The organism is Acinetobacter sp. AOR18_HL, assembly GCF_027855145.1.
In the GTDB taxonomy this organism is placed as follows: Bacteria; Pseudomonadota; Gammaproteobacteria; order Pseudomonadales; family Moraxellaceae; genus Acinetobacter; species Acinetobacter pittii.
The window spans coordinates 1-23,768 of sequence record NZ_JAKTIG010000082.1; the positions used below are offsets into that span (position 1 = coordinate 1).

At 39.8% G+C, this 23,768-nt stretch carries 20 protein-coding genes and 1 pseudogene; 4 read left to right on the forward strand and 17 right to left on the reverse strand.

Annotated elements, in window-relative coordinates; genetic code table 11:
* Nucleotides 1-31: 31 nt before the first annotated feature.
* Nucleotides 32-901 (reverse strand): IS3 family transposase, encoded by an 870-nt coding sequence (locus MKL51_RS21070; RefSeq protein ID WP_106405999.1) that lies wholly within the window; start codon nt 899-901, stop codon nt 32-34.
* Nucleotides 902-906: 5 nt separating this feature from the next.
* Nucleotides 907-1,416, reverse strand: coding sequence for a helix-turn-helix domain-containing protein (locus MKL51_RS21075; protein ID WP_002120495.1), 510 nt, complete (start codon nt 1,414-1,416; stop codon nt 907-909).
* 410 nt (nt 1,417-1,826) lie between these two features.
* On the opposite strand from MKL51_RS21075, the gene MKL51_RS19755 reads away from it, so the two are divergent.
* A complete protein-coding gene (locus MKL51_RS19755; RefSeq protein ID WP_005079581.1) occupies nt 1,827-2,111 on the forward strand; it encodes a hypothetical protein in 285 nt (94 codons plus the stop codon).
* Nucleotides 2,112-2,476: 365 nt separating this feature from the next.
* Here the strand turns inward: MKL51_RS19755 and MKL51_RS19760 are convergent, their stop codons facing one another.
* The 10 genes from MKL51_RS19760 to MKL51_RS19805 form a co-directional block, all read right to left on the reverse strand.
* Nucleotides 2,477-2,986, reverse strand: a complete 510-nt coding sequence (locus MKL51_RS19760) for a GNAT family N-acetyltransferase (protein WP_005079583.1) — start codon at nt 2,984-2,986, stop codon at nt 2,477-2,479.
* Nucleotides 2,987-3,379: 393 nt separating this feature from the next.
* Nucleotides 3,380-3,955, reverse strand: a complete 576-nt coding sequence (locus MKL51_RS19765) for a DUF4126 domain-containing protein (RefSeq protein ID WP_017482338.1) — start codon at nt 3,953-3,955, stop codon at nt 3,380-3,382.
* Between the two features lie 123 nt (nt 3,956-4,078).
* Nucleotides 4,079-4,213, reverse strand: coding sequence for a zinc ribbon-containing protein (locus MKL51_RS19770; RefSeq protein WP_001983336.1), 135 nt, complete (start codon nt 4,211-4,213; stop codon nt 4,079-4,081).
* Between the two features lie 429 nt (nt 4,214-4,642).
* A complete protein-coding gene (locus MKL51_RS19775; RefSeq protein ID WP_017482339.1) occupies nt 4,643-5,641 on the reverse strand; it encodes a DNA-processing protein DprA in 999 nt (332 codons plus the stop codon).
* Between the two features lie 25 nt (nt 5,642-5,666).
* Nucleotides 5,667-6,332 (reverse strand): phosphoribosyltransferase, encoded by a 666-nt coding sequence (locus MKL51_RS19780; RefSeq protein ID WP_017482340.1) that lies wholly within the window; start codon nt 6,330-6,332, stop codon nt 5,667-5,669.
* Complete coding sequence (locus tag MKL51_RS19785; protein ID WP_130127763.1) at nt 6,319-6,915, reverse strand: HAD family hydrolase; 597 nt, start codon at nt 6,913-6,915, stop codon at nt 6,319-6,321. Before MKL51_RS19785 ends, MKL51_RS19780 begins: the two co-directional genes overlap by 14 nt.
* A 159-nt stretch (nt 6,916-7,074) precedes the next feature.
* Nucleotides 7,075-9,681, reverse strand: a complete 2,607-nt coding sequence (gene acnD / locus MKL51_RS19790; protein WP_014208069.1) for a Fe/S-dependent 2-methylisocitrate dehydratase AcnD — start codon at nt 9,679-9,681, stop codon at nt 7,075-7,077.
* Entirely contained in the window at nt 9,681-10,838 is a 1,158-nt protein-coding gene (gene prpC, locus MKL51_RS19795; RefSeq protein ID WP_017482342.1) for a bifunctional 2-methylcitrate synthase/citrate synthase, read from the reverse strand. Before prpC ends, acnD begins: the two co-directional genes overlap by 1 nt.
* A gap of 259 nt (nt 10,839-11,097) precedes the next feature.
* Nucleotides 11,098-11,982, reverse strand: coding sequence for a methylisocitrate lyase (gene prpB, locus MKL51_RS19800; RefSeq protein ID WP_001118924.1), 885 nt, complete (start codon nt 11,980-11,982; stop codon nt 11,098-11,100).
* Nucleotides 11,975-12,685, reverse strand: coding sequence for a GntR family transcriptional regulator (locus tag MKL51_RS19805; protein WP_001153625.1), 711 nt, complete (start codon nt 12,683-12,685; stop codon nt 11,975-11,977). Before MKL51_RS19805 ends, prpB begins: the two co-directional genes overlap by 8 nt.
* Before the next feature lie 45 nt (nt 12,686-12,730).
* Between MKL51_RS19805 and MKL51_RS19810 the strand changes: the two are divergent.
* Both MKL51_RS19810 and MKL51_RS19815 read left to right on the forward strand, forming a co-directional pair.
* A pseudogene (locus tag MKL51_RS19810) lies at nt 12,731-12,865 on the forward strand (hypothetical protein).
* A gap of 335 nt (nt 12,866-13,200) precedes the next feature.
* Nucleotides 13,201-14,415, forward strand: coding sequence for an amino acid aminotransferase (locus tag MKL51_RS19815; RefSeq protein WP_000486245.1), 1,215 nt, complete (start codon nt 13,201-13,203; stop codon nt 14,413-14,415).
* 47 nt (nt 14,416-14,462) lie between these two features.
* On the opposite strand, the gene dld is transcribed toward MKL51_RS19815, so the two are convergent.
* The 4 genes from dld to lldP all read right to left on the reverse strand — a co-directional run bounded on the left by dld (nt 14,463) and on the right by lldP (nt 20,082).
* Nucleotides 14,463-16,169, reverse strand: a complete 1,707-nt coding sequence (gene dld, locus MKL51_RS19820) for a D-lactate dehydrogenase (RefSeq protein ID WP_001193026.1) — start codon at nt 16,167-16,169, stop codon at nt 14,463-14,465.
* A 325-nt stretch (nt 16,170-16,494) separates the two neighbouring features.
* Entirely contained in the window at nt 16,495-17,646 is a 1,152-nt protein-coding gene (gene lldD / locus MKL51_RS19825) for an FMN-dependent L-lactate dehydrogenase LldD (protein WP_000587282.1), read from the reverse strand.
* Nucleotides 17,643-18,395 carry a transcriptional regulator LldR gene (gene lldR / locus MKL51_RS19830; protein WP_001222772.1) on the reverse strand — a complete coding sequence of 251 codons (753 nt, stop codon included), beginning with the start codon at nt 18,393-18,395 and terminating at the stop codon, nt 17,643-17,645. The genes lldD and lldR overlap by 4 nt, the downstream gene beginning before the upstream one ends.
* A 19-nt stretch (nt 18,396-18,414) precedes the next feature.
* On the reverse strand, nt 18,415-20,082 hold the full coding sequence (gene lldP / locus MKL51_RS19835; protein WP_171057068.1) for an L-lactate permease: 1,668 nt from the start codon (nt 20,080-20,082) through the stop codon (nt 18,415-18,417).
* A 368-nt stretch (nt 20,083-20,450) separates the two neighbouring features.
* Here lldP and MKL51_RS19840 point away from each other — a divergent pair, with 368 nt between their 5' ends.
* Nucleotides 20,451-21,821: a phosphomannomutase/phosphoglucomutase gene (locus tag MKL51_RS19840; RefSeq protein ID WP_000209935.1), complete on the forward strand. Its 1,371-nt coding sequence runs from the start codon at nt 20,451-20,453 to the stop codon at nt 21,819-21,821.
* 26 nt (nt 21,822-21,847) lie between these two features.
* Here MKL51_RS19840 and MKL51_RS19845 read toward each other — a convergent pair whose 3' ends face one another.
* Nucleotides 21,848-23,689 (reverse strand): LTA synthase family protein, encoded by a 1,842-nt coding sequence (locus MKL51_RS19845; RefSeq protein WP_017482343.1) that lies wholly within the window; start codon nt 23,687-23,689, stop codon nt 21,848-21,850.
* Nucleotides 23,690-23,768 lie beyond the last annotated feature (79 nt).

A 23,768-nucleotide genomic window follows, 5' to 3' on the forward strand; every position in this document is an offset into this window, starting at 1 on the left:
ATGATCTGACCCCATAAAGTTGGACAGTTAGTTAAGCAGTTTTTAAAAACTGGTTTCTATATTGTACAGGGGATAAACCTTGTAGCTTCACCTTGATTCTCTCATGATTATAATAATGAATGTACTCTCGTATAGTTTTCTCTAACTCATCAGTTGATTGAAATTTTTCACCATGAAAGCACTCCGATTTTAATATTCCAAAGAAGCTTTCTATTACAGCATTATCTAAGCAATTTCCTTTACGAGACATACTTTGAATTAAACCATGTTGCTTTAATTGCTGTTGATAATGAGCCATTTGATATTGCCATCCTTGATCTGAATGGAGAATTGGTTTCTCATGTCGCTTAAGTTTAGCTAAAGCATGAATGAGCATATCTTTCACTAACTCATAATTGAGTTTACGTTGGATCCGGAAGGTAATAATTTCCCCATTAAATAAATCTATAATTGGTGATAGATAAAGTTTTTCACCGTTAACATTAAATTCCGTCACATCAGTTGCCCATTTCTGGTTGGGACGGTTCGCTTTAAATTGCCGTTGCATAATGTTATCGGCCACCATCCCGACACAACCACTTTTATATGAGCGATATTTTAGTGCTCTGATACGTGATTTAAGTCCCATAGTTTTCATAAGACGATATACACATTTATGGTTGATTATTATTCCTGTACTTTTCAGAGCAAGAGTAATTCTACGATAGCCATAGCATCCCTTATGCTTGTGATATATGGACTTGATCTGCTGTTTTAACTCAGTATATTTATCCTTAGAGCGTACAGCTTTCATGTGATAGAAATAAGTACTACGAGCGATCTTGGCAATACTGAGTAAGAGCTTTAATGGATAAATTTGCCTTAATTCTGAAATAACTTGAACACTGTCTGCAGTAGAAATTGAATTTAGGTACGTTGCTTCAGTTTTAAGGCTTTTAGCTTTTTTAAAAAGGCAACCTCTGCTCGTAAAGCGGTCACTTCATCAATGAGCTCCTGCTGAGATTTATCTTTGTCATCTTTTACAGACTTGGTTATTTTAGTTTTATCTTGTTTAAGCATATTGGTATAAATCCTCGTGGTATTAAACCCAGCAATCCCTTCTTTATGATACTGAGCTAGCCACCTTCTTAAAATTGACGTCCCGCTCAGATTTAACCGTCTTCTAACTTCTCTTACCGGTATCTTATCAAGAAGCATTTGTACAGCCTTGATTTTAAATTCGGAAGAGTAGTAGGTTTTTTTAGTTTTAACATTCAGGCCATCTTCACCTTGTGCCTTATAGTTTTCAATCCATAAGCGGATGGTTTGGAGATCTACATTAAATTCTTGTGAAAGGATTTTATATCCTTTACTTCCCTCTAAATAAGCTTGAATGACTTTTAATTTTAACTCTTTTGAATGCTTCGGAATTGGCATAGAGCACACCTCATAAGTTTTAAAAGTCTAACTTATGGGGTGCAGTTCAGGACGGGAGGGGGACGCCCCGTGCGTGCTGGTTCTACGAGTCCAGTCTGTCAACCCCCTTTCGTTCTACCACCATAAATTAATTCGCGGTAATCTGGTGGTAGGACTCCATAAATTATAAGGAGTTGACCATGACACTTTTCAAACTTATTCCCTCTCCTGCTTAATCATTTTATTTATTTAAAATTTAGGTTTTTTATTGCCTAGTTTTTAAATTTATAAATTATTTTTATTTTAAAAATTTAATTATTTTATTTTCCTACATACATTGGAGGATTAACTATTACCCAAAAATTATTTTAAGCCTTAAAACAAATTATATTTTTATTCTACTCATAGATATAAATCATTATGAGAATAATATGACAATTTATAAATCTATTATGGCTTTAAGTTTGGTTGTAGCGAGCTTGGGAATTTCGGGTTGTAACTTACATACTCAGCAGGAGTTTGAAAAAATTTGCCTGTCGGGTGGACACACTAAGACCAGTTGTGGATGTATTTATCAGCGACTTGAACAAACCTACTCCCCTAAGCTCATGCAGCAGCTTAAACATGTCAGTTTGCAAAGTCCTGTTCTCCCACGGGACTTTGCCCCTACTTTCTTTAGCGTCATGCAGCGGTGTGACAAAAGTAGTCTGGGCTAAGCGTTTGGCTTAGCTCTTTATCTCTGTGTTGCAATGGTTTATTACTTTAAATCAGCGCAAAAGATTAAAGTCTGTTGCGGCACAGGGGCCTAAAGTTGAATTCAAAATAATATATATCGAAAGCGATCTTGTACGTTTTTTCCTACAAGCTTTTAAGGATTTTGCGGATTGGCGACACCCTGCTTTTTTCCTAATATGAACTCATACAGGAACAGGATGTTCCGGAACACAAAACAACAATAATAGGTTCATGCACCAGGAGCGTGAGATACGACAGGAGTCATATCTAGCAACCAAATACGAAAAAGCTCGACAGGATGTCGGGCTTTTTTTATGTTCATTTAAAAACAACTTAAAGAAAATTCTTATATTGTTTTATGCACAACATACCTTTGAACTACTTGGTTGAGAGTAATTTCGGAATCAAGACGACCATTGTTTGCTTGAATAGTTTTTGCAGAAGCTAAATTAGATTTATAACAATGTATATGTAACTCCGTTAGGCCTAGCTTCCATGCCTCCTGAATTGTAAGCTCTAACAATTTCGAGCCAAAATTCTGTCCACGTTTAGAAGGACGAATACCTAAACCAATATGTCCACCACAATATTCAATCTGTTCATTGAGTTTAAGTCGCAAGTTAGACGCGCCAATAATTTCATTATCCTCTACTAACCAATATGTAATGTTGGGAACATGCCCTTCTTCTAGGGATTCCCCATTTTCATAATCTCTCAGTTTATTCAAAAATGATTCAAAATTTGTATGGTCAAACTCCGTTGTCAAAGGGTGACGATCTTCATCTGCCAATTCATTAATATAGTTGTTATAGCTCTCTTTAAACCTTAAATGAGGTTTTACCAACATAACGGTCATTTATTGATTACTCCCGATAAAATTGTTCTTTTTACAACCAAACTTAAACATAACATATTGTTATCAATAGCAACTCTTATACTTCTCAACATCTTAAATGATTAGGTATAAAAGTAAGCCCCCTCTGTAACTACAAAACGCCTCACACCATGTTTCAATGTACGTTTTATCCTACAAACTTTTAGGGATTTTGCGGATTGGCGACTTCCTTCTTTTTTCCTATGATGAGTTCATACAGGAACAGGATGTTCCGGAACATAAAACAACAATAATAGGTTCAAGCACCAGGAGCGTGAGATACGACAGGAGTCATATCTAGTACCCAAATACGAAAAAGCCCAACAGGATGTTGGGCTTTTTTTATTGCTGTTTAAAAATATGTTTATGCTAAGCCTATAGAGGACTATGCGCCTGTTCTTGCTTTTTATGGCGGATCCAACGTACCGCTAAAATAATCGCAATCAGCACTACTACCGCAACAAGTGCAGGCACTAACATGGCCGAAACCGAAAGTAAGATCGCTCCAATCCACTCACCTGTCGCAACGACAAAATTACCCAAGCCACCCGTAGTTGCAGTTGAAACACCACGTGCAGCAACGGTACTCATTTGCACCACACCAGCCGTACCACCGCCCACAATAATCGCTGCCGCCCAACTGGCAAACTGAGACATTTCTCCGCTACTCACCGCCATTGTCGCTAATGTACCCGCAATCATCGCCGCAGGAGTTGCGACTGTGTCTAAGGCATTATCAACCCAAGGAATATAGTAAGCTGCAACTTCACACACCGTTGCCACACCTAAAGCTAAACACACCGATGGCAGAGCTAACCACTCAAAGCCTTTTGATGGCTCAAACCAGCCCATCATGGTGGCAATGCTCATGACCAATAGCGGCACAAACACCCGAAAACCGCAGGCAGCGCTCAGCCCCACGCCAATACATAAACCCAATATTGTTTCCATAACGGTTTCCTTTTCATGCCCATCACTGGTCTTGTTATGTAAGTCTTATTTTTAAATTAACAAAAAAGCCCCATCAGGTGACAGGGCTTTTTGTTAAATGCGAACGCAAATATTATTTCATTCTTAACGTTTAAATTGCGTGCAGTAGCATTTCGTGCAAGGTGGTAAAGGGTCTGTGTTAATTTCTAAAAACACTCTGTGTCCGCACTGAGCACAGAAATAGAAGCCTGTTCCGGGTTTTTCGCCAGCTGTTACCATGATTACATTCCTATAATCGTATATATATTAAACAGGAATATAACCCACTTAAAGTGAATGTCAATTGTCCATTTCGCCCGATGATGATGGCATAAATGCAAAAAATGTTATTTGTACGATTTATCTTACACAGATTTAGGGATTTAGCGGATTGGCTGCCTCCTGCTTTTTTTCTAATATGAACTCATACAGGAACAGGATGTTCCGGAACACAAAACAACAATAATAGGTTCATGCATCAGGATCGTGAGATACGACAGGAGTCATATCTAGCAACCAAATACGAAAAAGCCCGACAGGATGTCGGGCTTTTTTTATTGGAATGATCTTGAAGAGAAGATATATATTTATTATTTATAAAAAATATTCTAATAAGTGTACTGCTCTATAGCACTATGTATTGTATCTATAATTATAATAAAAGAAGAATCAAAGCAGTTGATTTTGAACAAGAGTTTTATTAGTAATAGATAATTTTTTATTCATTATATTCTTGACTATTTCCGGTAAATTATCTTGCGTTATTACCATAGTATCCTTTTGTTCTTGAATAATTTTTCTATTCAAATCAAACATCGGATTATTTATATCAATTTTTTTATCATACATTACAGCGCGCGGAATATTATATTCTTTTGCATAATTCATTGCTAAACGAGCTCCACTATCTAGTTTTTTTCCAGATAAATTTTCCCAATGTTTAGAAGAATCCTGAGAATAACTTGCAGCTAAAACAATTGTGTCACAAAATAACGCCTGCAAACGGTCTCGCTCTTTATAACGACTACTTAATTCCATTGGACTTTTAAAATCATTTCCGTATTCGGTAACAAGTAACCCCCCTTTATCAACTATTTGAAAAGCTAAATCTCTATTTTTTGCTGGAAGAATATTACTCAATGGACTTGGTAGAATAGCAACTGTTTTACCATTAGAATCTAGAGCCTGTTTGTGAGAAATGCTGTCACAGCCAAGGGCCAAGCCACTTATTATCGTCGCCCCACTTTTAACAAGTTGATCTACAATTTTTCGTTCTCTACCTTCAATATCTTCTTTTGGATTTAAAAGCCCAATAACAGAAATATTCTTATTTTCGATGTTTAGTAAATGAATATCTCCTTTATAAAAAAGAAAAACTGGGCGCTCACCTTCTTTTACATTTCCACGAAATTGAGGAAAATCTTTATCTCCTAAGGCCACAAATCCGTCACAACAATTTTCAAACTTATTAAGAATAGTTGTCTCAAATCCTTTCCGTTTTCTCTCAAACTCATCTATATCTGTAACTTCTTTAATCGTTTCATTTAAAAACGAAACAATAGTTTCAACACTTTCATTACCCTTTATTTTTTTCACAATCCAAGCTTTACCTATTCCTTTATAAGATAAAGCCGTTAAAATATTTAAAGCATTATTTGTATATTTCACTTTGCGATACTCAAATTAAACATCATTATTTTGATGTTTTACCAATAGAATAAAATATAACAGAGTTTGCGCCATGATTTAACAAAGCTTGTATTGCATCTTCATCTATTCCTACATCCTTTGTATACACATCATCTATAAGTAGAATATCTTTACCCCGTACTTCACTTGAAATAGTACACGTATCATTCGTAATCCCAGGATAAGGTGAATTTCCATCCCCCCCCTCTCCTTGTCCTCGTTCTAAATGAGTTGTTTGTGTATTTAAGTTTCTCATAATGTATGAAGTACCATCGATAAAACCATCCAACTCATTTGCTACTTCAGAAACCGTTCTTTTGAAGTGCAATTGATCTTGTCGATAATTTTGTTCATTTTTCGCTCTTGGAATAACGCAAATAGTTAATTGCTTATCATTACCAACTTGTCGCAATATTTCAGGTAAATCTTGTTTAAGAATTGTTTTTAATGCTTGAATCGCACTTGGTAAATACTGTGGGAAAGGATGAGCATCATTTTTTAATGTCCAAATCAAATTAGCTATAGTTCCTCTCTTTTGCCATTCTCCACCACTATGATAATCCCCATGATAAAAAGCAATAATTTCACTTTCCAAAAAAACACAAGGTCTTCTAGAAGCAGTCCCTGGAACTGTATGCCAACCAGAACCATCTATTTCAAAGTTTTTCATAATCTATAACCATTTTAGGATTAATAATTTCAATACCTGCTTTTATAGCAAGTAAAATTTCTGATTCTTCATTCTCAAAAACTATAATTTTTTTTGGTGATACCCCTAATTTTAAAATAGCATTTTCAAACTTATTAAATTGATTATTTTCAATTATTGATTCTTGACAAAATATCTCATCAAAATATTTAGTTAAGTTAAAATAGTTCAGTATTCCCATAGCCCTAACTCTATAGCTATTTGTAACTAAAATTATTTTATTAGATTTTGAATACTCAACGAGTATATTGACTTGCTCTATATATAATCTATTTTTATCTAAAAACTGATGATAAATATTTTCTTTCTCTTGAATTATTTCCTGATATTCAGTTTCTAACAATGACGGTAAAGCAGCTTTTATACTATTTCTATTTAATCTACAATTAGAATTATAACTCAAGCATATGTCATATTTAATTACTGATGAGATGGCTTGTTGATAAGCTAAAAAATTAGCATAATCAGAATCCACTAATGTCCCATCCATATCAAAAAATAAAATCATATCAGGTGTTATCCTGTTACATTTATTTTCAATCACCTGTAAGTCTTCTATCTTATAAGTCAAATTTTAATTTGCATTAATTTTTTCGTTCATTATCTATGATTAGTTAAATAGATATATTATAAATTTCTGCAAAAAGCCCTATTTAAAAATAGGGCTTTTTATAAACAATATCAATAATGTTTAACTAAAGTATTAAGCCACTTGGCCTTCTAAAAAGTCTTGCGCAAAACGCTGTAATACACCGCCCGCTTCATATACAGAAACTTCTTCTTCTGTATCTAAACGGCAAGTCACAGGCACTTCAAGAATCTCTTCTTTACCATCCGCTGTGGCACGTTCAATCACTAAAGTTAAAGTCGAACGCGGCGCAATATTACCAATCACGCTATAAAGCTCTGTACCATCTAGTTTTAAAGTTTTGCGGTTTACACCCGGTTTAAACTCAAGTGGTAACACGCCCATACCCACCAAGTTAGTACGGTGAATACGCTCAAAACCTTCTGCCACAATCGCTTCAACACCTGCAAGGCGGACACCTTTTGCAGCCCAGTCACGGCTTGAACCCTGACCATAGTCAGCACCCGCAATAATGATTAACGGTTGCTTGCGGTTCATGTAAGTTTCAATTGCTTCCCACATACGCATCACTTCGCCTTCTGGCTCTACACGCGCTTTTGAACCTTGCTTAATGGTGCCGTCTGAGCGAACCACCATTTCGTTATACAGTTTCGGGTTGGCAAATGTTGCACGTTGTGCAGTCAAGTGGTCACCACGGTGCGTTGCATATGAGTTGAAGTCTTCTTCTGGCACGCCCATTTTGTGAAGGTATTCACCCGCAGCCGAGTCCATCAAAATCGCGTTTGAAGGCGACAAGTGGTCGGTAGTGATGTTGTCACCTAAAATCGCAAGCGGACGCATGTTTGCTAAAGTACGTGGTGCAGCCAACGCCCCTTCCCAATATGGTGGACGGCGGATGTAAGTACTTTGTGGACGCCAATCGTAAAGTGGGCTCTTCGCTTGTTCAACTTCGCCCAAGTCAAACATTGGAATGTAGACTTTACGGAACTGTTCAGGCTTCACGGCTTCTTTTACTAATGCATCAATTTCAGCATCAGATGGCCAAATGTCTTTCAGGTAAATCGGGTTACCTTCTTTGTCATGACCTAACGCATCTTTTTCGATGTCAAAACGGATCGTACCTGCAATTGCATACGCCACAACAAGCGGTGGAGATGCCAAGAATGCTTGTTTTGCATAAGGGTGGATACGGCCATCGAAGTTACGGTTACCAGACAGTACTGCTGTTGCGTACAAGTCGCGGTCAATAATTTCTTGTTGAATGACTGGATCTAACGCACCAGACATACCGTTACACGTTGTACAAGCGTAAGCCACAATACCAAAACCAAGTTGTTCTAAGTCTTTTAGAACACCCGCTTCTTCGAGGTAAAGTGCAGCCGCTTTTGAACCCGGTGCAAATGATGATTTCACCCAAGGTTTACGAACCAAACCAAGCTCATTTGCCTTACGTGCCAACAAACCTGCCGCCACAGTGTTACGTGGGTTAGAAGTGTTAGTACACGAAGTAATTGCAGCAATAATGATTGCACCATCTGGCATTAAGCCATCAGAACGGTTTTCAACAACACCTGCAATGCCTTTTTCTTTTAGGTCCGCAGTTGAAACACGTGCATGTGGGTTTGATGGACCCGCGATGTTACGTGTGACTGTCGATAGGTCAAAACGTAGTACACGTGGGTACTCTGCTTTGGTCATGTCAGATGCCCAAAGGCCGATTTCTTTTGCGTACTGTTCAACCAATGCCACTTGAGCATCTTCACGGCCTGTTAGGCGTAAGTAGTCAATCGTGTTTTGGTCAATGTAGAACATCGCAGCCGTAGCGCCATATTCTGGTGTCATGTTCGAAATGGTGGCACGGTCGCCCACAGACATGCTGTCAGCACCTTCACCAAAGAACTCAAGGTATGCACCGACTACGCGCTCTTTACGTAAGAACTCAGTTAAGGCAAGTACGATATCTGTTGCAGTAATGCCTGCTTGACGCTGACCTACAAACTCAACACCAATAATGTCTGGCAGACGCATCCAAGATGCACGGCCCAACATTACGTTTTCAGCTTCTAAACCACCTACACCCACAGAAATTACGCCCAAAGCGTCTGTATGTGGTGTGTGTGAGTCTGTACCTACGCAAGTGTCTGGGAATGCTACGCCATCACGTGCCTGAATCACCGGAGACATTTTCTCTAGGTTAATCTGGTGCATAATGCCGTTCCCCGCAGGGATCACATCAACATTTTTAAATGCAGTTTTAGTCCACTCAATAAAGTGGAAACGGTCTTCGTTACGGCGGTCTTCAACAGCACGGTTTTTTGCAAAAGCGTCGGGGTCAGCACCACCGTATTCCACTGCTAAAGAGTGGTCGACAATGAGCTGTGTTGGCACAACTGGGTTAACTTTAGATGGGTCACCGCCTTTGTCAGCAATCGCATCACGTAAGCCTGCAAGGTCAACCAATGCAGTTTGACCCAAAATGTCATGACACACCACGCGCGCAGGATACCAAGGAAAGTCCAAGTCCTGACGGCGTTCAATTAACTGCGTTAAATAGGCAGTTAAATTCTCGGCATCGGCACGGCGTACCAATTGCTCTGCGAGCACTTTTGAGGTGTAAGGCAGTTTTTCGTATGCGCCTGGCTGAATATCTTCAACGGCTTGACGCACGTCGTAATATTCAAGCTGGGTTCCTGCCAGCGGTTTACGGTATTTTGTGTTCATTAACCACGCTCCGCCAATGGTTTAAATTCGAGGTTTTCAGGGCCTGTGTAGTTCGCGCTTGGACGAATGATTTTGCCATCTTGGCGTTGTTCAATCACGTGCGCTGACCAACCTGCTGTACGTGCAATTACGAATAACGGTGTAAACATTGCAGTTGGAACACCCATCAAGTGATAGCTCACCGCACTGAACCAGTCGAGGTTCGGGAACATGTTTTTCACTTCTTTCATCACTGCTTCTAAACGCTCAGCGATGAGGTACATTTTGGTGTTTTCTTGCGCTTGTGCCAAGTCGTGCGCAACTTTCTTGATCACTTCGTTACGTGGGTCAGAAACTGTATAGACAGGGTGACCAAAACCGATCACAACTTCTTTATTTTCAACACGTTTACGGATGTCAGCTTCTGCTTCGTCTGCGTTGTCGTAACGTTGTTGAATCACGAATGCAACTTCGTTTGCACCACCGTGCTTAGGTCCGCGAAGTGCACCAATACCGCCTGTAATTGCCGAGTACATGTCAGAACCTGTACCTGCAACCACACGTGAGGTAAATGTAGATGCGTTGAACTCATGCTCAGCATACAAAATAAGAGAGGTATGCATTGCTTGAATCCATTCTTCAGATGGTTTTTCGCCATGAAGCAAATGTAAGAAATGCGCTGCAATTGAGTCGTCATCTGTTTCAACTTCAATACGACGACCGTTATTGCTGAAGTGATACCAATAAAGCAGCATTGAGCCTAGGCATGCCATTAATTTATCAGCAATGTCTTTTGCGCCCGCTTCGTTGTGGTCTTCGTGTTCTGGTGTTAAACAACCTAGCACTGAAACACCTGTACGCATCACGTCCATTGGGTGTGCAGACGGTGGTAATTGTTCAAGTGCTGTTTTAAGCGCTGCTGGTAAGCCACGAAGCGCTTTTAATTTTGCTTTATAGGCTTTGAGTTCAGCTTTGTTTGGTAATTTGCCATGTACGAGCAAGTGAGCAACTTCTTCAAACTCGCTACCTGCCGCAAGGTCAAGAATGTCATAGCCACGATAGTGCAAGTCGTTACCACTACGTCCTACGGTACAAAGTGCTGTGTTGCCTGCAACTTGTCCACTTAGTGCAACTGATTTTTTTGGTTTGAAGCCTGTTGTTGTTTCATTTGAGCTCATAGAATCATCCTTTATATCAACCAGAATTTGTTGTTTGTTCAATTTTTACTTGGGTGAAAACGCGACAGCGTCTTGCCGAGTTCTCATCCAATTTTTGGATTAACCTGCCGTTCGCCTTACTTTTCACGGATGAAAAGTAAGCAAAAATCCTTGTTGGTCTGACGATATATCCCTATATCGCAGTCCAACGTAGCGGCATCCATGCCGCCCTCACGATAGCCAAGACCATCGCTTCCCCTTCTTTTAAAAGAGGGCTTATTTATTTCTTTTTAGCAAATGCGTTGTCTAAGTAGTCTTCAAACGCGTAGTAGTTAATGCGTTCATATAACTCTTTACGTGTTTGCATAATATCAACCACGTTCTTTTGTGTACCTTCTTTGCGTAAGGTTTCATACACAGTTTCGGCTGCCTTGTTCATAGCACGGAAAGCAGAAAGCGGATAAAGCGCAAGGCTTACATCAGCAGATGCTAACTCTTCAGTGGTAAACAATGGTGTAGAACCAAACTCGGTAATATTTGCCAAAATTGGTACGCCTGTCTTCTGAGCAAATTGCTTGTACATATCAAGCTCGGTAATTGCTTCAGGGAACAACATGTCTGCACCTGCCTCAATGTAGGCACCCGCACGGTCAATTGCCGCTTGTAAGCCTTCAACCGCTAACGCATCGGTACGCGCCATAATCACGAAGCTGTCATCACCACGCGCATCGACCGCAGCTTTAATACGGTCAACCATTTCTTCTTGAGTCACAATGGCTTTATTCGGACGGTGACCACAACGTTTTGCACCCACTTGGTCTTCAATATGCATTGCCGCAGCACCAAACTTGATCAGTGATTTTGTAGTACGTGCAATGTTAAATGCAGAAGCACCAAAGCCTGTGTCCGCATCGACCAATAATGGAAGATCACATACATCAGTAATACGGCGTACATCGGTCAACACATCATCAAGGTTACTGATTCCCAAATCAGGTAAGCCTAAAGAACCAGCTGCTACACCACCACCTGATAAGTAAATCGCTTTATAACCTGCACGTTTTGCCAAAAGTGCATGATTGGCATTGATGGTTCCAACCACTTGTAATGGCTTTTCTTGGGCTACGGCATCGCGAAATAGCTGACCTGCGGATTGTTTAGCCATTGTTATGTTCTCCTTGTGCTTGTAGCAGTGTTTGCTCAATAATTTTGTAAGAAGCATTGATATGTCGATGCATGAGCAGCTCGGCAAGTTCACCATCGCCTTCTGCAATCGCATCTAAAATACGGATATGTTCGTCCCAAGCTTTGCTTGGACGATCGGGTGTGTTTGAAAACTGAATTCGGTACATACGGATGAGGTGATAAAGCTCATCACATAGCATTTTTTCTAGGGTTTTATTGCCACTACTTTTGATAATGCAGTAGTGAAAATCGTCCTGCCCTTCTTGCAAGTAATATCCTTTACCTGCTTTAAAGTTTTCATCTTCAGCATGCATACGCAATACATCACGTAATGCCAAGATTTGCTTTTTATCAATATGCTGTGCAGCAAGTTTGCAAGCCAGACCCTCTAAAGAAGCCCGAATTTGGTAAAGCTCTTTAAACTGTTGCAGTGAGAGCGAAACCACGCGCGCGCCCACATGAGCTGTGCGCTCAACCAAACGTTGACCTTCAAGGCGATGAATTGCTTCACGCAAAGGCCCACGACTAATGCCGTAAGTGCGCGCCAGTTCAGGCTCAGAAATCTTGCTGCCTGCCGGAATTTGACCCAAAACAATCGCCGTCTGTATTTGTTTAAATACATGCTCGGTCAGTGTTCTTCCCTGACTTTGTAATGGCTCTGGTGCGAAGGTCAAATCTTGCATATTGTCGACAATTTTTAATCAATTATGAGTTTTATAGCGGTATGAATGAAAAAAATCAAGGTGATTGTTGACACTTTACAGAACGCATCAGGTCAATTTTTATAGTATGACCTGTTATCTCACCTTATATTTAAACCATTAAACCACTTTCCAATTAGTATATATAAAACAGTTACTTAATATTAATTTACCTATAGATTTATGGCACTTTTTTAGTTGCTTTTCGGCCTCTAATCTTTTGTTTCAAACTTTAGTCTACAACCAATGTATTACAGCAAGATTGTAGACAATCTGCTTGAATGAAAGCATGAGTTAGAAATTAGTTTCTATTTACCGTAATTTCTTTTAAATCTTTTTATCATTTTCATCCAGAAAATATCGATATTAGTGAAATTATCAGGTGCTTCACGGTAGCTTTATTGATACATTATTGAGCATCGACATAGTTGTGGCGTATTTTTCGAGACAGAAAAAACCCAGTACTATGCATATTGTTGAATGAAAGGACTTTTTTGATGTTTCAACATATCCCCCCATACGCAGGCGATCCAATTCTCTCTTTAATGGAACAGTTCAATGCTGATACTCGTTCTGAAAAAGTAAACTTGAGTATTGGTCTTTATTATAACGAAGACAGCATTGTTCCTCAGTTAGAGACCATTATCGAGGCGCAAAAGCGTATTGAGCCTAAGAACGGTAAAACCAAACTTTATTTGCCAATGGAAGGCTTCAAACCTTACCGTGAAGCAATTCAAGCACTTTTATTTGGTGCAAACAGCCCAGCAGTTAAAGCTGGCCGTGCTGTAACCATCCAAACACTTGGTGGTTCAGGTGCATTAAAAGTTGGTGCAGATTTCTTAAAAACTTATTTCCCAAATTCAGACGTTTGGGTAAGCCAACCAACTTGGGATAACCACGTTGCGATTTTCAATGGCGCTGGCATCAAAACTCATTTCTACCCATATTTCGATGCAGAAACGCGTGGTGTAGATTTTGACGGTATGCTTTCTACACTTAAAACTTTGCCTGAGCAAAGCATTGTGTTGTTGCACCCATGCTGCCATAACCCAACGGGTGCTGATTTAAACCCAGCGCAATGGGACCAAGTAATTGCAGTATTAAAAGACCGTAACCTTATTCCATTCCTAGACATCGCTTACCAAGGTTTTGGTGACGGTATGGAAGAAGATGCGTATGCAATCCGTGCTTTAGACCAAGCGGGTCTAAACTTCATTGTGAGCAACTCGTTCTCTAAAATCTTCTCTTTATATGGCGAACGCGTTGGCGGCTTAACTTTCGTATGTGACGATGCAGAAGCTGCTCAGTGCACATTCGGTCAGTTAAAAGCGACTGTACGCCGTATTTACTCTAGCCCTCCTACAACAGGTGCTTGGTTAGTTGATGAAGTGTTAAATGACGCTGAACTTAACCAACAATGGCAAGGCGAAGTGAAAGAGATGCGTGAGCGTATTATCAAAATGCGTAGCATCTTGAAAGATGAACTCACTAAAGCGTTACCAGACCGTGACTTTAGCTACCTTGTAAACCAAAAAGGTATGTTTAGCTACACAGGTCTAACTGCTGAGCAGGTTGATATCTTGCGTGAAGAATATGCAATCTACTTAGTACGTAGTGGCCGTATTTGTGTAGCAGGTTTAAACATGAACAATGTTTACACTGTTGCTATAGCAATGGCTGAAGTGCTTGCTAAATCAGTCGAAGCAGCATAAGACATCTATAAAAAAGGCGCTTCGGCGCCTTTTTTTATGTCTCGATATTAAGATTTAGCCTTACCCCAATATTTCAGTTTTGAGGTATGGCCAATACCCACATTAAAGCTATTGGTTGGGTCGAGTTTTTGATAGAAATTGGCTAATGCAGGTTTGGCAATGTAAAGATGCCCAACATTATGCTCTGCCGGATATTCAGCACGGCGCGCATCGAGTAATTTCCACATTTGATGTTCCATTTCTAAAGGGTCATTGCCCTTTTTAAGAATATAGTCTTGATGGAACACATGACAAAAGAAATGCCCATAATAGAGTTTATAGAGAATTTTGTTTTCCATCTCGGCTGGTAGTTGCTCTACCCATTCGCGGTCATTACGACGTAACGCAATATCAAGCGCCACAATATCTTCAACTTCACTATGGTGCGTATCACGATAACGAATTGCCGCCCCTGCAATCGCAAAACGGTGTAAGAACGCCTTTCGACCTTCCTCTTCACTACATACAAAATAATTACCTGACTGATGCACAGTAAAATATTCTTTTAAAAATTGCTCTGTCTGTGCTTTCGAATTATTTTCAACGCGTAGTACTAAATGGTGCTCGTAACGGTCTCGATATTCGGTCATACGCTTAGGCAAATGACTCGGTAAAAAGAAGGTAATCGCCTGTAAAATCTGGTCTGTTAAGCCTTTAATTTTAAATTTTTCTAAAAAGCCATCGACTTTATCTTTCATCGCAAAGGCTTTTGGAACATTGGCTGTACCAAACTTTTCAATAAATAAGAAGGTGTCTTTTCCGTACTTTTCACCAATCAAATAAGCATCACGGTGAATATATTCGCCCGCAATTGGCAAGCTTGGCAGTGAGGTCAGTAAGTAGCGACGAATAGCCGTTAAATCATCGGCATCATTACTACCAATATAAAAAACACTGCTCTCTACTTTTTCATAGGTATCAAGGCGTACAGCAAACACACAGACTTTACCTGCCGAACCTGATGCTTCAAACAATCGTGACGGGTCTGCATTAAAACGAGCAGGCGTATCTTCATCGACTTGAGTCACATCGTGGGCATAACGATGGTCAGACGCCTGTTTTTCACTGTCATCTAAAATATCTATAGCTTGGTATTGTTGCTTCTCTAAACGCGTCAAAATTTCTTCGGGTGTCGAGCCTAAATTCACCCCTAAATGGTTCACCAGTTCTAACTGACCAGCAGCATTGACCTGAGCATATAACGCCAGTTCCGTATACGCAGGACCACGGCGTACCAGTGCACCACCAGAGTTATTACACACACCACCAAGTACCGAAGCACCAATACAAGATGAACCAATCACCGAATGAGGTTCACGATTATAGCCTTTTAAAATTTGCTCTAAATTATCTAAGGTCGCACCCGGTAAACAAATGACTTGCTTGCCGTCATGGATGACTTGAATACCCTTTAAACGGCGGGTACTCATAACCAAAACAGGACGATCATAGTCATCGCCATACGGAGTTGAACCACCGGTGAGTCCTGTATTTGCTGCCTGCATAATCACAATACAGTCCGCCTCAATTGCAGCCTGCAACACTTGCCATTGCTCTAGCAAAGTCCCTGGTACAACCACTGCAAGCACTTTCCCCTCACCAAAACGACGACCTTGACGGTACTGACGCGTACTTTGATCATCGGTCAAAACATAAGAACGCCCTACAATATTTTGTAAGCGTTCGATCACTGCTTGAGGAGAAAATGTTTGCATGATGGTTTCCTTTTGGTCATCCATACCACATAGTTTTTTTAAATTTAGAGAAACACAATGGGGTCTTACAGAGAAAAGTTCGATGTAAGCAGCTCATTGACGCTTAGCACCAGCAGCTAATCTCTAGGTATTAGATTTAATGCAAATTGGCTACGCGTTGGCGGCATGGATGCCGCCTGTTGAGCAACCGTACAAGGAAGTACTGTTTGCTCAACAAAAGGTTTTTGGTTACTTTTGACCTTTCAAAAGTGACAAATGCCTATACGTAAAACATCAGCAAATCACCAAATTTTGAGGCTGTGCTTATTGCTTTACTTACTATGTCTTAAAGTCCTTGTTTAATCGCCTGTACTAAACAATCCGCATTAATATCTGAAATCGACTTAGCACCCGTGAGCGTCATCGCAACACGCATTTCCTTATCAATTAAATCAAGTAAGTTCGACACACCTTGTCCACCTGCTGCTGCCAAGGCATAAACAAACGCACGGCCAAGTAAAACCGTATCCGCACCAAGCGCCAACATGCGCACCACGTCTAAACCATTACGAATGCCTGAGTCAGCCAAAATTGCTAAGTCACCTTTTACTGCATCAGCAATTGCAGGCAATGCACGAGCAGAAGACATCACGCCATCTAACTGACGACCACCATGATTTGATACCACAATGCCATCTGCACCAAAACGCACAGCATCTTTGGCATCTTCAGGATCTAAAATACCTTTAATCACCATTGGGCCATCCCAAAACTCACGAATCCACTCAAGGTCTTTCCATGAAATGGATGGGTCAAAGTTCGAGCCTAACCAACCAATATAATCTTCAAGCCCAGTCGGCTTACCTAAATATTTAGAGATATTTCCCAAGTCGTGCGGACGTCCCATTAAGCCCACATTCCATGACCAGTGCGGATGAAACACTGACTGCATATAACGGCGCATCGCAGCATTTGGCCCACTCATACCCGAATGGGCATCACGATAACGTGCACCCGGCACAGGCATATCTACGGTAAACACCAGTGTTGAACAACCTGCCGCTTTTGCACGTTCCAAAGCATTACGCATAAAACCGCGGTCACGTAACACATAAAGCTGGAACCACATCGGACGGTTAATTGCAGGTGCAACTTCCTCAATCGGGCAAACAGAAACCGTTGAAAGCGTAAATGGAATACCTTTTTTATCGGCTGCCATTGCGGCTTGTACTTCACCACGGCGTGCATACATACCTGTTAAACCCACAGGCGCCAAGGCAACTGGCATCGACAGCGTTTCATTAAACAGTTTTGTCTCTAAACTCAACGCGGACATGTCATTCAGCACACGCTGACGCAATGCAATTTCTGACAAATCTTGTACGTTACGCTTTAAGGTATATTCCGCATACGCTCCACCATCAATATAGTGAAATAAAAATGGGGGTAAGCGACGTTGTGCCGCAGCACGATAATCATTGCCAGAAGAAATAATCATTTTGAATCAACTCTATTTAAACGGTTTGCACGTTTCTGGCGAGCTTCATCTTCATCCAGAGAACGCACATGATTAATCACAAATTCAATATGACCGCAGACAGCTTGGCGTGCGGCCTCGGGATCTTTACGATCAATAGCATCCATCACCTGAAAATGCTGCTCGCTCAGCAAGTCACCATTTACGGGGTCGTTATAAACTTTCTTACGCCCTAACAAGACGTTGTATTGCAGCAAATCAAATAGACTTCGCATCATTTGAATCAGCACCACATTGTGGGAGGCTTCAGCAATCGCTAAGTGGAATTCAGCATCCGCGACCGCAGCCTGTGCTGAGTCACCCGCATTTTGATGGCGACTAATTTCATTAAAATAATGATGAATTTTGGCGCGATCTTCTGGGGTCGAACGTAACGCGGCATACCATGCAGTTCCCCCTTCGAGCACCAAACGCGCCTCTTGCACATCAAAACGGTATAACGGATCTTCTTCAATCAGGTTACTGATTGGATTCACAATCAGTTGCTGTGGCCATTGTTCAGGTAATTGCTGAATATAAGTTCCATCACCACGGCGACTAATCAGTACACCTTGACTATTGAGCTGTTGAATTGCTTCACGTAAGGATGGACGAGAAACTCCTAAGCTAGTTGCAAGCTGGCGCTCGGCAGGCAAGCGGTCACCTTTTTTCATGTGACGCTCTTCAATTAATGCCTGCAATTTCATGACCACTTGATCGGAGATTCTCATCGCGTTTCCTTCACTGGAGTTATGGAATCATCCACGGAACCAGATAAGCCTGAACCGTGATAATGATGCCAACAAAGACAGTGAATATGATGCTATGTTTTACCGTGAAACGGAACAAGTCAGACTCTTTTCCAACTAAGCCTACTGCGGCACACGCAATCGCAATCGACTGCGGAGAAATCATCTTACCGGTCACACCACCGCTGGTATTCGCAGCGACCAATAACACTTCCGGAATACCAATTTGCTGAGCTGTAGTTGCCTGTAGTGCCGAGAACAAAGCATTTGAAGAAGTGTCTGAACCAGTAAGGAACACACCAAGCCAACCCAAAAATGGCGAGAAGAAAGTAAACGCATGACCCGTATGCGATAGAGCCAAAGCCAAAGTTGCAGATAAACCTGAATAGTTCGCAATAAAAGCAAATGCCAACACCATACCAATCGAGTAAATCGGTGTTTTTAACTCATTGAGCGTTTCACCGAAGGTTGTTACTGCCTCACTTGCTTTCATTTTTAAGAAAATAACTGTGATGATTGCAGCAATAAAAATTGCAGTACCTGTTGCAGAGAACCAGTCAAACTTATAAATCGCTTCGTATGGTTTCATCTCGGACACAATCGGTGGCATTTTCTCGACCAATTTGTGTAAATACGGCACTTCAAGTTTAAAAATCCAGTGTTCAAGAGCACCATCTTTTGCAAATAATGCTTTGAATGGCTTAACGCTCCAAATCGTGACCATTACCGTTAAAATAGCAAATGGAGACCATGCTTTTGCAATTTTCCCAATGCTATAACGTTGAACTGTTGTAGGTTGCTGAGTCAAAGTCTGACCCGCTTCAGGTTCAAAACGGAAAATATGTTTTGGTTTCCAAACACGGAATAACAACGTCAGGCTGACCAATGAAGCAATTGCTGCGGTAATGTCTGGTAACTCAGGGCCAATAAAGTTAGAGGTGAGATACTGAGCAATCGCAAAAGCACCACCACCGACCAATACCGCAGGCCAAGTTTCCTTAACACCACGCCAGCCATCCATAATCGCCATAATCCAGAACAGCACAATAATGGTTAAAAATGGCAACTGACGACCCACCATCTGGCTAATTTCCATAGTGTCTACACCGGAAACCTGCCCCGCCACAATAATTGGAATACCCATTGCACCGAATGCAACTGGCGCTGTATTTACAATTAAACATAAACCAGCAGCGTAAAGTGGCTTAAACCCTAAGCCGACAAGTAGTGCTGCGGTAATTGCGACAGGAGCACCAAAGCCCGCAGCTCCTTCAAGGAAAGTACCAAATGCAAAACCAACAAGTAACATTTGCAAACGTTGGTCTTCGGTAATAGATAGAATGCTTGAGCGGATAATTTCAAACTGGCCTGTTTTTACCGAAATCTTGTATAGAAAAACTGCCCCAATAATGATCCATGAAATTGGCCATAGACCGTAGAAGAAACCGTAAATAATTGACGCAAAGGCCATTTGACCCGGCATTTGATAGAAAAAGAGTGCAATCAGTAATGCAATAATAACTGTGCCCGTACCCGCGATACTGCCTTTTAAACGAAAAACAGCCAAGGCCAAAAAGAAGAAAATAATCGGGATTAATGCAACCGCACTAGACAGCCAAATATTATTTAAAGGGTCATAAAGTTGTTGCCACATATTGAGCATTGTCATCTCCTTGAAATGCCGGGACGAATTTTTGTACCTTAAAATTTCAACATTTAACACAAATTGGTATGACCAATTAAAATTTAAGTGCAAATGTTTTCCCTTTAACCACAATGCGCATCATAAACACAGTTATTGGTAAGATCAATAATTAAATAATTATCAAAATTGGTATGACCAATAGAGACAATAAAAATCAAGCCATTTCTCATCTATAATTTTTTTTATTCGACTAAAGTCGTAAAAAGCTTCCTTATAAACTTAAATATGACCTACAGAAATGAAGTATTTGAATATAAAAACTATAAACGTACCTATTTCATGATCTATGTATAATGTGCACACAACTCAAACCACATGTATTGAATTGAATAATGACTACTTTAACGTGTTTTAAAGCTTATGATATCCGAGGCAAACTCGGCACCGAATTGAATGAAGAAATCGCCTATAAAATTGGCCGCGCTTACGGACAAATCTATAAACCAAAAACTGTGGTTGTAGGTTGTGATATTCGTCTAAGCAGTGAGGCTTTAAAACAAGCGGCCATCCGCGGTTTAAATGATGCAGGTGTGAATGTGCTTGATTTAGGCATGACGGGTACTGAAGAAGTGTACTTTGCAGCTTTTCATTTAGACGTACAAGGTGGTATAGAAGTAACTGCGAGTCATAACCCAATGGACTATAACGGTATGAAATTGGTTCGAGAAAATGCTCGTCCAATTAGTGCCGATACTGGTTTAAAAGAAATTCAGGCTTTAGCAGAGACCAATAACTTTGAAGAAGTTGGTCAAAAAGGTACAACGCAAAGCTATAACATTTTGCCTGAGTTCGTTGACCATCTACTGACTTATATTGAACCTGCAAAAATCCGTCCATTAAAGTTAGTGGTAAACGCGGGTAATGGTGCAGCTGGTCATGTGATTGATGCCATTGAAGAAAAATTTAAAGCGCTTAATGTACCGGTTGAATTTATTAAAATTCATCATGAAGCAGATGGCACTTTCCCAAATGGCATCCCTAACCCAATTTTAATTGAAAACCGTGACAGTACCCGAAATGCTGTTCTTGAGCATAAAGCAGATATGGGTATTGCATGGGACGGCGACTTTGACCGCTGTTTCTTGTTCGATGAAAAAGGTCAATTCATTGAGGGCTACTATATTGTCGGCCTATTGGCTCAAGCTTTCTTAATCAAACAGTCAGGCGAAAAAATTGTGCATGACCCACGTTTAGTGTGGAACACATTTGATATCGTCGACGAATATAAAGGTGTTGCTGTACAGTCAAAATCGGGGCATGCATTTATTAAAGATGTTATGCGTGAACACAATGCAGTATACGGCGGTGAAATGAGTGCCCATCACTATTTCCGTGATTTTGCTTACTGTGACAGCGGTATGATTCCTTGGTTACTCACCATTGCTCTACTCTCTGAAACAGGACAATCTCTCTCAACACTCGTTGAAAATATGATTGCCAAGTTCCCTTGTAGTGGTGAAATCAACTTTAAAGTAGCCGATACGCAAACTACGATTCAAAAGATTTTCGACTTCTATGCGAATCAAAATCCACAAATTGACCGTACCGATGGGGTAAGCCTCGACTTTGGCGCATGGCGTTTTAATGTCCGTGCTTCAAACACCGAGCCTTTACTACGTCTCAACATTGAAAGCCGTGCAGACCGCCAAGCTCAGCCAATGCAATATTATGTAGATGAATTGACTGGATTAATTCAGTCTTAATAATTCCTATATAATAGAGATGGAAATTACTTTTCCATCTCTATTTGAGTATTTTGCATAATCTTATAAGTATGATTATTCCCATCTAATACATCTCTATTTAAATTTTCATAATCCTTTAACAAAGCTTTATTGTTAAAGTTACAAGTTGGAGCTTCTTTTACAAATTTTTGATGTATGGCACTATAACAATTCGAAACATTATCAATAAATTGATAATAGTCTGACAAAGGTAGCCCTGCCAGCTTTAATAGCTTTGGAGCCACAAAACTTGCAGCAATATATGGTTGCTTTAAAGGCTTCTTATCTAATTTATAATTACTCCACACTACAAACGGAGTCTGGTAATTTTTTAGGTTAGTTCTCTCAGTATCTTCTTTAAAAAATCCATATCTATCATAGACTTCTTGCAAATTAGGCAAATGATCACCAAAAGCGATTAAAATTGTTGGTCGATCTACCGTCTTTAAATATTCAGCGAACTCTTTTAGTTTTTGGTTAGCACGCGCAGTTCCAGCAGTATAAGTACTTAATTTCTGCTTTTCGGTTTCAGATAATTCTTTGTTAAATTTATAATTTTGCTTACCAAAACGATCATCGTTATACATAGGATGATTTTCAACAGTAATCGCATAAATAAACTTTGGCTGTTGCTCGTTCTCTTCTAAAGTAGACTTAAGCGAATCAAAAATAAGATCATCTGTGGCCCACCCACCTAAATTAAAGACTGTAGACCGATCTTTTTGGGCAATCATATTTTCAAGTGATATAAATTTATCAAACCCCAATGCTGGATATACCTTATTGCGATTATAGTAATAACCATAGTTATTATGCATTGCAATTGTTTGATAACCAATTGAATTTAAATAATAAGGTAATGCATAAATTGGCTTTTTCAGCTTAGAAACATATAACAACTCATTTGGGAAAAAAGTTGTATTGAGGCTCGTAAGGACTTCAAATTCAACATTCGCAGTACCTCCTCCAAAAGAAGGAGACAGTAAATTAGAGACCTGATTTTGATGAACAAAAGATAGTAAGTCTTTTGGTAAACCACTATCTAAATGATGAGAATCCCAAAAAGATTCTTCCATCATGATAACTATGTTCGGATATTCCTTCTCATTGTCGTCTAAAGATTGAACCAAATGATGTTCCTGCAAAATCTGCTGTATCTCTTGCTCAGATACTTTACGGTTAGGTAATAAAACACTGGTTACATTATCCAATACCTTAGATACGTAAAAAGTCACAAACCCGTAATCTTGAATTTTTCGATAGTCGCCGATCCAGTCATTTCTCGTATTTGGAAATTCTTGTAAACTGGCACAAATCATAGGTTTATTTTCTGAAAAACACGCTCCTGTGGGATTTTTAATAAAATTTAAGTAAATTAAGCCACTTGCAAGCAATGCAAAAATAATAATATTAGGAACATAGGCGTGAAAAGTAGCTTTACTTTCTTTACGTATAGCGATAAGCAGTACAATAAGAAAGAAAATAATCAGCATAAAAAAGATGAGCTGTAAGTGCCAAGGAGTCGCTTTCATAGCCTCAGGAAGTAAAAAAATATCTTCAGGGCTTAAATTACTAAATAGATATTGTTGCTTCTTCTTATTAATAAAATTTAAAAATATAACGAATAATTGGCTTAAAAAAAGAGCCGTATACTTACGACCAACTACAATAAAAAATAGTTGAATTACGGCATAGTTAAATAGAATTGAAAAAATAGCTTTTTCTGAAATCAAATAGCTATAAAACTTATGCCAAGTCAGGTTCATATCCCATGCAACATATACACCGACACAGGTGGATAAAAAGGCAATAAAGATAAACAACAATTGCTGACGGAGAAAAACCATGACGACAAAAAAGAGGCTAACAGGATTGTCGCGAATACTAGCATGAAAGTAGTCACTACAACTGTAGCCTCTTTTTAGA

Excerpts from the sequence above, each read along its gene's own strand:
- MKL51_RS21075 (WP_002120495.1), bottom strand. The coding sequence starts at position 1,416 with ATGCCAATTCCGAAGCATTCAAAAGAGTTAAAATTAAAAGTCATTCAA.
- MKL51_RS19755 (WP_005079581.1), top strand. The coding sequence starts at position 1,827 with ATGACAATTTATAAATCTATTATGGCTTTAAGTTTGGTTGTAGCGAGC.
- MKL51_RS19760 (WP_005079583.1), bottom strand. The coding sequence starts at position 2,986 with ATGACCGTTATGTTGGTAAAACCTCATTTAAGGTTTAAAGAGAGCTAT.
- MKL51_RS19765 (WP_017482338.1), bottom strand. The coding sequence starts at position 3,955 with ATGGAAACAATATTGGGTTTATGTATTGGCGTGGGGCTGAGCGCTGCC.
- MKL51_RS19770 (WP_001983336.1), bottom strand. The coding sequence starts at position 4,213 with ATGGTAACAGCTGGCGAAAAACCCGGAACAGGCTTCTATTTCTGTGCT.
- MKL51_RS19780 (WP_017482340.1), bottom strand. The coding sequence starts at position 6,332 with ATGAAAAACTTTGAAATAGATGGTTCTGGTTGGCATACAGTTCCAGGG.
- acnD (WP_014208069.1), bottom strand. The coding sequence starts at position 9,681 with ATGAACACAAAATACCGTAAACCGCTGGCAGGAACCCAGCTTGAATAT.
- prpC (WP_017482342.1), bottom strand. The coding sequence starts at position 10,838 with ATGAGCTCAAATGAAACAACAACAGGCTTCAAACCAAAAAAATCAGTT.
- prpB (WP_001118924.1), bottom strand. The coding sequence starts at position 11,982 with ATGGCTAAACAATCCGCAGGTCAGCTATTTCGCGATGCCGTAGCCCAA.
- MKL51_RS19805 (WP_001153625.1), bottom strand. The coding sequence starts at position 12,685 with ATGCAAGATTTGACCTTCGCACCAGAGCCATTACAAAGTCAGGGAAGA.
- MKL51_RS19815 (WP_000486245.1), top strand. The coding sequence starts at position 13,201 with ATGTTTCAACATATCCCCCCATACGCAGGCGATCCAATTCTCTCTTTA.
- dld (WP_001193026.1), bottom strand. The coding sequence starts at position 16,169 with ATGCAAACATTTTCTCCTCAAGCAGTGATCGAACGCTTACAAAATATT.
- lldD (WP_000587282.1), bottom strand. The coding sequence starts at position 17,646 with ATGATTATTTCTTCTGGCAATGATTATCGTGCTGCGGCACAACGTCGC.
- lldR (WP_001222772.1), bottom strand. The coding sequence starts at position 18,395 with ATGAGAATCTCCGATCAAGTGGTCATGAAATTGCAGGCATTAATTGAA.
- lldP (WP_171057068.1), bottom strand. The coding sequence starts at position 20,082 with ATGACAATGCTCAATATGTGGCAACAACTTTATGACCCTTTAAATAAT.
- MKL51_RS19840 (WP_000209935.1), top strand. The coding sequence starts at position 20,451 with ATGACTACTTTAACGTGTTTTAAAGCTTATGATATCCGAGGCAAACTC.
- MKL51_RS19845 (WP_017482343.1), bottom strand. The coding sequence starts at position 23,689 with ATGGTTTTTCTCCGTCAGCAATTGTTGTTTATCTTTATTGCCTTTTTA.